This is a genomic window from Melaminivora alkalimesophila, from assembly GCF_000282995.1.
GTDB classification, from domain to species: Bacteria; Pseudomonadota; Gammaproteobacteria; order Burkholderiales; family Burkholderiaceae_C; genus Melaminivora; species Melaminivora alkalimesophila.
The window spans coordinates 1-10,812 of record NZ_ALEE01000813.1; the positions used below are offsets into that span (position 1 = coordinate 1).

11 protein-coding genes are annotated in these 10,812 nt (G+C 69.0%); 8 read left to right on the plus strand and 3 right to left on the minus strand.

Annotated features, from left to right (window positions below; translation table 11 throughout):
- The 8 genes from A612_RS15705 to A612_RS15740 form a co-directional block, all read left to right on the plus strand.
- The coding region (locus A612_RS15705) for a TOBE domain-containing protein (protein ID WP_019375385.1) at window positions 1-447 on the plus strand (447 nt) is incomplete at its 5' end.
- 165 nt (window positions 448-612) lie between these two features.
- Window positions 613-1,383: an ABC transporter ATP-binding protein gene (locus A612_RS15710; RefSeq protein ID WP_019375386.1), complete on the plus strand. Its 771-nt coding sequence runs from the start codon at window positions 613-615 to the stop codon at window positions 1,381-1,383.
- A gap of 1 nt (window position 1,384) precedes the next feature.
- Window positions 1,385-2,095 carry an ABC transporter ATP-binding protein gene (locus A612_RS15715; protein ID WP_019375387.1) on the plus strand — a complete coding sequence of 237 codons (711 nt, stop codon included), beginning with the start codon at window positions 1,385-1,387 and terminating at the stop codon, window positions 2,093-2,095.
- 49 nt (window positions 2,096-2,144) lie between these two features.
- The gene (locus A612_RS15720) at window positions 2,145-3,347 is read left to right on the plus strand and encodes an ABC transporter substrate-binding protein (RefSeq protein WP_019375388.1); all 1,203 of its coding nucleotides are present in this window, start codon (window positions 2,145-2,147) and stop codon (window positions 3,345-3,347) included.
- 96 nt (window positions 3,348-3,443) lie between these two features.
- Complete coding sequence (locus A612_RS15725; RefSeq protein ID WP_019375389.1) at window positions 3,444-4,640, plus strand: ABC transporter substrate-binding protein; 1,197 nt, start codon at window positions 3,444-3,446, stop codon at window positions 4,638-4,640.
- 68 nt (window positions 4,641-4,708) lie between these two features.
- On the plus strand, window positions 4,709-5,593 hold the full coding sequence (locus tag A612_RS15730) for a branched-chain amino acid ABC transporter permease (RefSeq protein WP_040437211.1): 885 nt from the start codon (window positions 4,709-4,711) through the stop codon (window positions 5,591-5,593).
- Window positions 5,594-5,612: 19 nt separating this feature from the next.
- The gene (locus A612_RS15735) at window positions 5,613-6,602 is read left to right on the plus strand and encodes a branched-chain amino acid ABC transporter permease (protein ID WP_019375391.1); all 990 of its coding nucleotides are present in this window, start codon (window positions 5,613-5,615) and stop codon (window positions 6,600-6,602) included.
- 158 nt (window positions 6,603-6,760) lie between these two features.
- A complete protein-coding gene (locus tag A612_RS15740; RefSeq protein WP_019375392.1) occupies window positions 6,761-7,189 on the plus strand; it encodes an Hsp20/alpha crystallin family protein in 429 nt (142 codons plus the stop codon).
- Between the two features lie 29 nt (window positions 7,190-7,218).
- Here the strand turns inward: A612_RS15740 and A612_RS15745 are convergent, their stop codons facing one another.
- The 3 genes from A612_RS15745 to A612_RS15755 form a co-directional block, all read right to left on the minus strand.
- The gene (locus A612_RS15745) at window positions 7,219-8,388 is read right to left on the minus strand and encodes a lipocalin-like domain-containing protein (RefSeq protein WP_019375393.1); all 1,170 of its coding nucleotides are present in this window, start codon (window positions 8,386-8,388) and stop codon (window positions 7,219-7,221) included.
- A gap of 15 nt (window positions 8,389-8,403) precedes the next feature.
- Window positions 8,404-9,468 (minus strand): PLP-dependent cysteine synthase family protein, encoded by a 1,065-nt coding sequence (locus tag A612_RS15750; RefSeq protein WP_019375394.1) that lies wholly within the window; start codon window positions 9,466-9,468, stop codon window positions 8,404-8,406.
- 93 nt (window positions 9,469-9,561) lie between these two features.
- A partial coding sequence (locus A612_RS15755) for an FtsX-like permease family protein (RefSeq protein ID WP_040437212.1) occupies window positions 9,562-10,812 on the minus strand: 1,251 nt, incomplete at its 5' end.

Genomic DNA, 10,812 nt, shown 5'->3' on the forward strand with positions numbered 1-10,812 from the left:
GCGGCGCTCGGCCTGTCGGTGCGCACCAGCATGCGCAACCAGTGGCCGTGCGAGGTGCGCAGCCTGCAGGCGAGCGGACCGCTGGTGCGGCTCGAGCTGCGCGGGGCGGGCAGCGAGGCCGCGGCGCCGCGGCTGTGGGCGCGCATCACGCGCGAGAGCTGTGAGCTGCTGGCGCTGCAGCCGGGGACGGCGGTGCAGGCGCTGTGCAAGGCGACGGCGGTCCAGGTGTTGCCCGCGGCGCAGGACGCCGGGGCCGGTGCGAACCGCTGGCCGGCGCGCGTGCGCCGCGTGGCGCGCGGGGCGCTGGGCGACGAGGTGGCGGCGCAGCTCGACACGGGGTTGCAGGTGGTCGGTTTTGCGCCGGCCGGCTCGGGCCTGCGAAGCGGCGCGCCGGTGGTGGTGGCGGTGGACGAGGCGGCCGTGGCGCTGGCGCTGGCCCCGGATTGAGGGGACGGCACGCCTGTCGCCCGGGTGATTCCCCATAAGCGTAACTACATAGGCATTCGCCCCAGTGCGCCGCCACAATGGCGCGCTTACGATGCAGCGCAACAACCAATGATGGAGACACGGGGTGTGGCACGGCGCCGATGGCGCTGCGCGCACCCTTCTGCAATGAGCGACGTCATACTCGAAACTTCCCACCTGACCAAAGAGTTCAAGGGGTTCACCGCGGTGAGCGACGTGAACCTGAGCGTGCGCCGTGGCTCCATCCACGCGCTGATCGGCCCCAACGGAGCGGGCAAGACCACCTGCTTCAACCTGCTGACCAAGTTCCTGGAGCCGACCTCGGGCACCATCCGCTTCAACGGCACCGACATCACGCGCGAGCAGCCGGCGCAGATCGCCCGCCGCGGCGTGATCCGCTCCTTCCAGATCTCGGCGGTGTTTCCCAACCTGACGCTGCTGGAGAACGTGCGCATGGGCCTGCAGCGCAAGCTGGGAACGTCCTACCACTTCTGGCGCAGCGAGCGCAGCCTGCACCAGCTCGACGGCCGCGCCATGCAGCTGCTGGCCGAGGTCGGCCTCGAGGACATGGCGCACGAGGTCACGGTGAACCTGCCCTACGGCAGGAAGCGTGCCCTCGAGATCGCCACCACGCTGGCCATGGAGCCCGAGCTGATGCTGCTCGACGAGCCCACGCAGGGCATGGGCCACGAGGACGTGGACCGCGTCACGCAGCTGATCAAGAAGGTGTCAAGCGGGCGCACCATCCTGATGGTCGAGCACAACATGAAGGTCGTCTCGACCATCGCCGACCGCATCACGGTGCTGCAGCGCGGCGCCGTGCTGGCCGAGGGTCCCTACGAGGAAGTATCGCAAAACCCGCAGGTCATGGAAGCCTACATGGGCACGACCGACGGCCAGCTGCAGGGGGCGCACTGACATGGCGACACCTGCCCTGGAAATCACCGGCCTGCAGGCCTGGTATGGCGAATCCCACGTGCTGCACGGCGTGGACATGCTGGTCCAGCCCGGCGAAGTGGTCACGCTGCTCGGGCGCAACGGCGCCGGGCGCACCTCCACCCTGCGCGCCATCATGGGCCTGACCGGCGCGCGCAGCGGCAGCGTGCGGGTGGGCGGCACCGAGACCATTGGTCTTGCCACGCACCGCATCGCCCACCTGGGCGTGGGCTACTGCCCCGAGGAGCGCGGCATCTTCTCCAGCCTGTCGTGCGAGGAGAACCTGCTTCTGCCGCCCACGCTCAAGACCGGCACGCAAGGCATGTCGATCGACGAGATCTACGCCATGTTCCCGAACCTGGCTGAGCGCAAGAACAGCCAGGGCACGCGGCTGTCCGGCGGCGAGCAGCAGATGCTGGCCGTGGCGCGCATCCTGCGCACCGGCGCCAAGCTGCTGCTGCTCGACGAGATCTCCGAAGGGCTGGCGCCGGTCATCGTGCAGGCGCTCGCGCGCATGATCACCACGCTGCGCGAGAAGGGCTACACGGTGGTCATGGTCGAGCAGAACTTCCGCTTCGCCGCGCCGCTGGCCGACCGCTTCTACGTCATGGAGCACGGCCGCATGGTCGAGCACTTCCGGGCCGACGAGCTGGCGGCCAAGATGCCGGTGCTCAACCAGCTGCTGGGCGTCTGAGCCCGGCGCCCCTTTCCCGCTTTCCGACCGAAGACAAGGAGACCCTCCCATGAAGCACACCCTCAAGACCACGCTGGCGCTGCTCGGCGCCGCCGGGCTGGCGCTCGCCAGCGTCCAGGCCTCTGCCCAGGACAAGGTGAAGATCGGCTTCATCACCGACATGTCGAGCCTGTACGCCGACGTGGACGGCAAGAACGGCGCCATGGCCATCCAGATGGCGATCGACGACTTCGGCGGCAAGGTGCTGGGCAAGCCCATCGAACTGCTGACGGCCGACCACCAGAACAAGGCCGACATCGCTGCCAGCAAGGCGCGCGAGTGGATCGACACGCAGGGGCTGAGCATGCTGCTGGGCGGCACCAACTCGGCCACGGCGCTCGCCACGGCCAAGGTCATGGCCGAGAAGAAGCGCGTCTACATCAGTATCGGCGCTGGCTCCTCGGCGCTGACCAACGAGCAGTGCACGCCCTACACCGTGCACTATGCCTACGACACCGTCGCCATGGCCAAGGGCACGGGCGCGGCGGTGGTCAAGCAGGGCGGCAAGAGCTGGTTCTTCCTGACGGCCGACTACGCCTTCGGCCACGCGCTGGAGGCAGACACTTCCAAGATCGTCAAGGAAGCCGGCGGCACCGTGGCCGGCAGCGTGCGCCATCCGCTCAACGCGTCGGACTTCTCGTCCTTCCTCTTGCAGGCACAGAACTCCAAGGCGCAGATCCTGGGCCTGGCCAACGCCGGCGGCGACACCATCAACGCCATCAAGGCCGCCAAGGAATTCGGCATCAACAAGACCATGAAGATGGCCGGCCTGCTGGTCTTCGTGACCGACGTGCACAGCCTGGGCCTGAAGAACACCGAAGGGCTGTTGCTGACCACCAGCTGGGACTGGAACCTGAACGACGAGACGCGCGCCTTCGGCAAGAAATTCTACGACAAGGCCAAGCGCATGCCCACGGACATCCAGGCGGCCGATTACTCCGCCACCATGACCTACTTGAAGGCCGTGGAGGCCGCCGGCACGCTGGATGCCGACAAGGTCATGGAAAAGCTCAAGTCCACGCCCCTCAAGGATTTCTACGCCGAGGGCACCATCCGCCCGGACGGCCGCTACGCGCACGACATGTACCTGATGCAGGTGAAGTCGCCTTCCGAGTCCAAGCAGGCCTGGGACTACTACAAGGTCGTCGCCAAGCTGCCGGCCGACCAGGTCTGGACCACCAAGGAAGAGAGCAAGTGCGAGCTTTGGAAGTGATGTGAACGCCGGCCGTGGTCGCGGGCAGGCGCAGTGCCCGCGGCCGCGGCCGTGTTCCTTTGACCCGTGAAGAAGAACAGCAACCCGGAGACAAGCATGAACCGCACATTCACCACCACCGCCCTCGCACTGGCCGCCGCCGGCCTGCTGGGCACCGCCGCCCACGCCGAAGACAAGGTCAAGATCGGCTACATCAGCGACATGTCCAGCCTCTACGCCGACGTGGAAGGCAAGAACGGCGGCGTCGCCATCCAGATGGCGATCGATGACTTCGGCGGGAAAGTGCTGGGCAAGCCCGTCGAGTTGCTCACGGCCGACCACCAGAACAAGGCCGACATCGCCGCGTCGAAGGCGCGCGAGTGGATCGACACCCAGGGCCTGACCATGATCTTCAGCGGCACCAACTCCGGCGCGGCGCTGGCCATGGCGAAGGTGGCGGAAGAGAAGAAGCGTGTGCTGATCAACAACGGCGCGGCTTCCTCGGCGCTGACCAACGAGCAGTGCACGCCCTACACGGTGCACTACGCCTACGACACCGTCGCCCTGTCCAAGGGCACGGCCGGCGCCATCGTCGAGGGCGGCCAGAAGAGCTGGTTCATCCTGACCTCGGACTACGCCTTCGGCCACGCGCTGGAGGCCGACGCTTCCAAGATCGTGAAGGAAAAGGGCGGCACCGTGGTCGGCACTGTACGCCACCCGCTCAACGCCTCGGACTTCTCGTCCTTCCTGCTGCAGGCGCAGAACTCCAAGGCGCAGGTGCTGGCGCTGGCCAACGCCGGCGGCGACACCATCAACGCCATCAAGGCCGCCAAGGAATTCGGCATCGGCAAGACCATGAGCGTCACGCCCATGCTGGTCTTCTACAGCGACATCCACAGCCTGGGCCTGAAGAACACCGAAGGCCTGCAGTTCGTCACCAGCTGGTACTGGGACATGGACGAGCCCTCGCGCAAGTTCGCCGACAAGTTCATGGAAAAGACCAAGCGCCGGCCCACCGAGATCCAGGCCGCCGACTACTCCGCCACCATGAACTACCTGAAGGCCGTGGAAGCCGCCGGCACGACCGACGCCGACAAGGTCATGGAAGCGTGGCGCAACATGAAGATGGACGACTTCTTCGCCAAGGGTTACCTGCGCGCCGACGGCCGCTACGTGCACGATATGTACCTGGTGCAGGTCAAGTCGCCCAAGGAATCCAAGGGCACCTGGGACTACTACAAGATCATCAAGAAGCTGCCGGGCGAGGAGGTCTTCACGACGAAGGCCGAGAGCAAGTGCGCGCTCTGGAAGTGATGCCGGCACGCGCACGCCGATTGCCCGCCTGAAACCGAACCCTCACCCCGCGGCTCCCGCGTCGTTCCATGGAAATCTTTGGTGTCTCAATGCCGGCCATGCTGAGCCAGCTCCTGCTGGGGCTGGTCAATGGCTCGTTCTACGCAATCCTCAGCCTGGGGCTGGCCGTGATCTTCGGCCTGCTCAACGTGATCAACTTCGCGCACGGCGCGCTGTTCATGCTGGGGGCCCTGACCACCTGGATGGCGATGGAATACTTTGGCGTGAACTACTGGGTCATGCTGATCGCGGCGCCGCTGGTGGTCGGGGTGTTCGGGGTGGCGATCGAGCGCTTGCTGCTGCGCTGGATCTACAAGCTCGACCACCTCTACGGCCTGCTGCTGACCCTGGGTCTGACGCTCCTGATCGAGGGCGTGTTCCGCTCGATCTACGGTGTCTCCGGCCTGGGCTACGACACGCCCGAGCTGCTCGAGGGCGCAACCGACCTGGGCTTCATGATCCTGCCCAATTACCGCGCCTGGGTGGTGGTCGCCTCGATCGTGGTGTGCATCGCCACCTGGTACGTGATCGAGAAGACCAAGCTGGGCGCCTACCTGCGCGCCGGCACCGAGAACCCGCGCCTGGTCGAGGCCTTCGGCGTGAACGTGCCCGTCATGATCACGCTGACCTACGCCTTCGGCGCGGCGCTGGCGGCCTTCGCCGGCGTGCTGGCGGCGCCGGTGTACCAGGTCACGCCGCTCATGGGCCAGAACCTGATCATCGTGGTGTTTGCCGTGGTGGTGATCGGCGGCATGGGCTCCATCATGGGCTCGATCCTCACCGGCCTGGGGCTGGGGGTGATCGAGGGCTTCACCAAGGTCTTCTACCCCGAGGCCTCCTCCACCGTGGTGTTCGTCATCATGGCCATCGTCCTCCTGATCCGCCCCGCCGGCCTGTTCGGCAAGGAAAAGTGAACACGCCGGGGTGCCCCACATGAACGTCAAGAAATTCGCTCCCATCGGTTATGGCCTGCTGCTGCTGGGCCTGATCGCCGCGCCCTTCATCGGCGCCTACCCGGTGTTCGTGATGAAGCTGCTGTGCTTCGCGCTGTTCGCCTCGGCCTTCAACCTGCTGCTGGGCTACACGGGCCTGCTGTCCTTCGGCCACGCGGCCTTCCTGGGCGGCGCGGCCTACGTCACGGGCCACGCCATCAAGGTCTGGGGCGCAACGCCCGAGCTGGGGCTGCTCGCGGGCCTGCTGAGCGGCGCGCTGCTGGGCCTGGTGATGGGCTGGTTCACCATCCGCCGCCAGGGCATCTACGCCACCATGATCACGCTGGCGCTGGCCCAGATGCTGTATTTCGCCGCGCTGCAGGCGCCCTTCACGGGCGGCGAGGACGGGCTGCAGGGCGTGCCGCGCGGCAAGCTGTTCGGCGTCATCGACCTGAGCAACGATCTGACCATGTACTACGTGTGCCTGATCGTCGTGGTCGCCGCCTTCCTGCTGATCGTGCGCACCATCCACTCGCCGTTCGGGCAGGTGCTCAAGGGGATCAAGGAAAACGAGCCGCGCGCCACGTCGCTCGGCTACGACACCAACCGCTTCAAGCTGCTGGCCTTCGTGATCTCCGCGGCGCTGGCGGGGCTGGCGGGCGCGCTCAAGACGCTGGTGCTGGGCTTTGCCACGCTGTCGGACGTGCACTGGTCGGCCTCGGGCCACGTGGTGCTGATGACGCTGGTGGGCGGCATGGGGACGCTCAGCGGTCCGCTGGTCGGCTCGGCCGTGGTGGTGCTGCTGGAGAACAAGATCGGCGAGCTGGGGCACTTGCTCGCGCGCCTCACCACCATCGACTGGTTCAATACCCTGGGCGAGTCGGTCACCATCGTCACCGGCCTGATTTTCGTGGTCTGCGTGCTGGCCTTCCGCCGCGGCATCATGGGCGAGCTGATCGCGTGGCTGGAGCGCCGGCGCACCTCGGGCTGACGCCCGCGCCGGGGCAGTGGCTCCGGGCAGGCGCTGCCGCCCTGTCGGCCCTGCGCGCCGACCGGGCCCTTGAATTGGCGGGCGCCCAACCCTAGATGAATGCAGGAGGCCGGCGCAGTGCCGGCCCTGCAACCCGATCATCGAAAGGAGCAATTGCCATGAATGCACTGATTGGCCGTGGTGGCCTGTTCGACGATTTTTTCAAGGACATGAACCCGGGCTTCTACATCCGCCCGCTGCACGGCGACCCGCTGCCCAACCCCTCGCAGATGAAGGTGGACGTGCGCGAGAATGACGGCGGCTTCCTGATCACGGCCGAGATTCCGGGCGTGCCCAAGGAAGATATCCATGTCTCGGTGGACGGCAACATCGTCACCCTGAGCGCCGAGGTGCGCCAGCGCGATGAAAAGACCGAGGGCGAGAAGGTGCTGCGCTCCGAGCGTTACTACGGCAGTGTCTCACGCAGCTTCCAGCTGCCCGCCGAGCTGGACCCCGAGGGCTGCCAGGCCAAGTACGAGCACGGCGTGCTGACCCTGAACCTGGCCAAGAAGCAGGGCGGCCGGGGCCAGCGGCTGGCGATCGAGTGAGCGCGCCGGCCAGACGCCGGCACAGCCCACTACCCGCCCAGCCGCAGCGGCTGCGCGTACCCCGTCATTTCCAGGTAGCCACGGCCCACCGCGCGGCCGTCGGCGTCGCGCAGCTCGCTCAGGCCCTCCCAGTAGATCGCGCCGGTGGAGGCGCGGCTGTCCAGCTCCTGGTCATCGAGCAGCGCGTGCACGCCAAACCGCCCTGCGGGTGTCTGCACGCGCCATTCGACCGGGTAGCGCGCGCCGCTCATCGGGCTGCCCCAGTGGCGCAGGGGCGTGAAGACCACGGCATCGTGCGCGAACGCCTGCGGCGCGGCGTCGCCCGGGGCGCGCATCGAGCCGCCCGCCCAGAGCGCGCTGCCGTCCGCACGGCGCAGGTGAAAGGCCGTGAGTGCCCGGCCATCGTCCAGGTTCATCCCGATCCAGTCCCACCCCACCGCATCCGGGTGCATCAGCGCATCGCTGCACTCGTGGTCCAGCCACGCGCGGCCGCTGCCGGGCTCGACCGGCATGCGGTGGCCGTCCCGTGCGATGCTGCCGCGCACCGCCAGCTGCGGCTGGCTGTAGTAATAGCTCGCCTGCGTGGCCTGCGGGCCTTTGCGTGACAGGCCCTGCTGCCCCTGCAGCAGCACCGGCTGCGTGCTGTCGAAGGCCAGCTCCAGCGCAAAACCGTTGCCCGCCACCTGCGTGCGGTAGCGGCTGTGGCCCGGGGCGTCCAGCGGGCTGCGCACCAGGTGCCAGTCGCGCAGGTGCACCGCCGTGTCCTGCTCGGATGCCTCGGCAATGCCGAAGCCCGCCCGCGCGATGCGCTGGTCGTGCAACTGGCGCCGGCCCTGCACATCCGTCAGGGCGGCGTGGGCGAACAGCAGCTGCTTGGCCGCGAAGCGCGATTGCATGGCCTGCGTGAGCTCGACCCGCGAGCGAAAGAACGTGACCTGGAAGCCCCACAGCCGTCCCCCGGCCCGCGCATGGCCGGTGATGTACCACCATTCGGTGGTCCGTTCCGGATGGCTGCCGTGGTCGCGAGGGAAGGCGAGCGTGCGCGGCGGCAGCGCCCAGGCGGACGGCCCCAAGCCCAGCCCCGAGGCGCCGCCCAGCGCGCGCAGCAGCCACTGGCGGCGTGTGGGGCCGCCCTTTGGCGCCGCCCGCTCGGCCGGCCCACCGGCGGCAGGGTGCCAGGCAGATGCGGGCCCAGGCATGGCGATCCAGCCGGTTCAGGCTTCGCGCAGCAGCGCATCGACGCGCGCGCCCGCGTCCGCCCAGCAGCCCAGGTGCGTCCGCACCCAGGCCTCGTCGTAGTAGGTCGGCAGGTAGCGCTCCCCGGCGTCGCACAGCAGCGACAGGATGGAGCCCTGCTGCCCGGCGTTCCGCATCTCGCGCGCCAGCCGCAGCATGGCGACGAAGTTGGTGCCGGTGGACGGCCCCACGCGCCGGCCCAAGAGCTGCGACAACGCGCGCATGCCAGCGATGGATTCATCGTCCGCCACTTCCTCCATGCGGTCCACCAGCGTGCGGATGAAGCTCGGCTCGACGCGCGGGCGGCCAATGCCTTCGATGCGCGAGCCGGGCGCGGTGAGCGTGGCGTCGCCCGTGCGGTGGTACGGGCCGAACACCGAGCCGGCCGGGTCGGCCACGCACAGCTGCGTGTCGTACATCTGGAAGCGCACGTAGCGGCCGATGGTCGCGCTGGTGCCGCCCGTGCCCGCGCCCACCACGATCCAGCGCGGGATGGGGTGCCGCTCGCGCTGCATTTGCGTGAACATGCTCTCGGCGATGTTGTTGTTGCCGCGCCAGTCGGTGGCACGCTCGGCGTAGGTGAACTGGTCCATGTAATGCCCGCCCGTCTCGGCCGCCACGGCGCGCGCCGCGTCGTACACCTCGTCGGCTGCATCGACGAAGTGGCAGCGCCCGCCGTAGAACTCGATCAGCGCGATCTTCTCGACCGACGTCGAGCGCGGCATCACCGCCACGAAGGGCAGGCCCAGCAGCCGGGCGAAGTAGGCCTCGCTCACCGCCGTGGAGCCGCTGGAGGCCTCGACGATGGTCGAGCCCTCATGGATCCAGCCGTTGCACAGCGCAAACAGGAACAGCGAGCGCGCGAGGCGGTGCTTGAGGCTGCCCGTCGGGTGCGTGGACTCGTCCTTGAGGTAGAGGTCGATGCCGTGCGCGGCGAAGGCGGGCAGGGGCAGCGGGATCAGGTGGGTGTCGGCGCTGCGGTGGTAGTCGGCTTCGATGCGGGCGATCGCCGCGGAGAGCCAGGGGAAGGAGACACGGGCCATCCCAGCATTCTCGCGCAGCCGACCACCTGCGCGGGCGCGCCTGTCGCCTCCCGGCCCCTGCCGCACGGGTCAGGACCAGCGCACACCCGCCAGCTACCAATCCTCCTTCACCGCCATCACCGCATCCCGCCCCGCCGCAGCCCGTCCCGCCAGCCACGCCGTCACCGTCCCCGCTGCCATCACCGCCGCAGCCAGCGCCGCCAGCCGCCCCACCGGCACCCGCAGCTCCATCGTCCAGTGAAAACTCTGCGGATTCACCACATGCACCAGCACCACGGCCACCGCCAGCCCCAGCAGCGTGCCGGCCAGCGCGCCGATGGCCGTCCAGGCGGCTCCTTCGCCGGCGACCACGGTGAGGATCTGCGCGCGGGTCAGGCCCAGGTGGGCCAGCAGCCCGAACTCCTTGCGCCGCGCCAGCACCTGGGCGCTGAAACTCGCCGCCACGCCGAACAGGCCGATGCCGATCGCCACCGCCTGCAGCCAGTAGGTGACGGCGAAGCTGCGGTCGAACAGGGCCAGGGAGCGCGCGCGGATGGCGGCGGCGGCGCTGAACTCCAGCGCGGGGGGTGTGGGTGAGGACGCGCTGCCGGCTTCGCTGCCGCCTGCCGCCTCCTGGGCCAGCGCTGCGATGGCGCCGCGCAGCGCGGCTTCGTCCGCGCCGGGCGCGGGCCACAGGGCCAGGTCGGTGGTGCGTGCATCGCCCGTCAGGCGCACGTAGTCGTCGCGGTCGAGCGTGATGGCGCCGAACTGGCGCACATAGTCGCGCCACACGCCTGCGACGAAGAACCTCGCTGCTGGCGCCCCTGGCTCCTGCACCAGGGGGGCAAAAGCCGCTGACGGCGCAGCCCAATCCGCGCCGGGCTGCACGCCGTAGAGCTGCACCACCGCCTCGCTCACATAGATGCCCACACGGTCGGCAGGCACGGGATGGGCGCTGCCGACCAGGGGCAGGGCCTGCGCCGGATCGGCGCCCAGCGGGCGGGCCAGCAGCGCCACGGGGGGGCGGGTCGGGTCGAGCAGCAGGCTGCTCACGCGCTGGGGCTGCACGCGCTGCACGCCGGGCAGCCGTGCCACGGCCTCGCCAAAGCCGGGCGGGAACGTGGCCGCATCCTCGCCAGCCGGACCGGCCAGGCGCACGTAGAGCGGTGCGGGCAGCACGGCGTCCAGCCACTGGATGACCGAGCCGCGAAAACTCGCCACCATCACCGTCAGCGCCACCGCCAGGCTGAGCGCCGCGACCACCCCGCCCAGGGCCACGGCGGCGCTGCCGCGCATCCGGCGCGCGCGCTCCAGTGCCAGCAGGGGCAGAGCGTGCCGCGCCGCCAGCGGCTCGAGCCAGTGCAA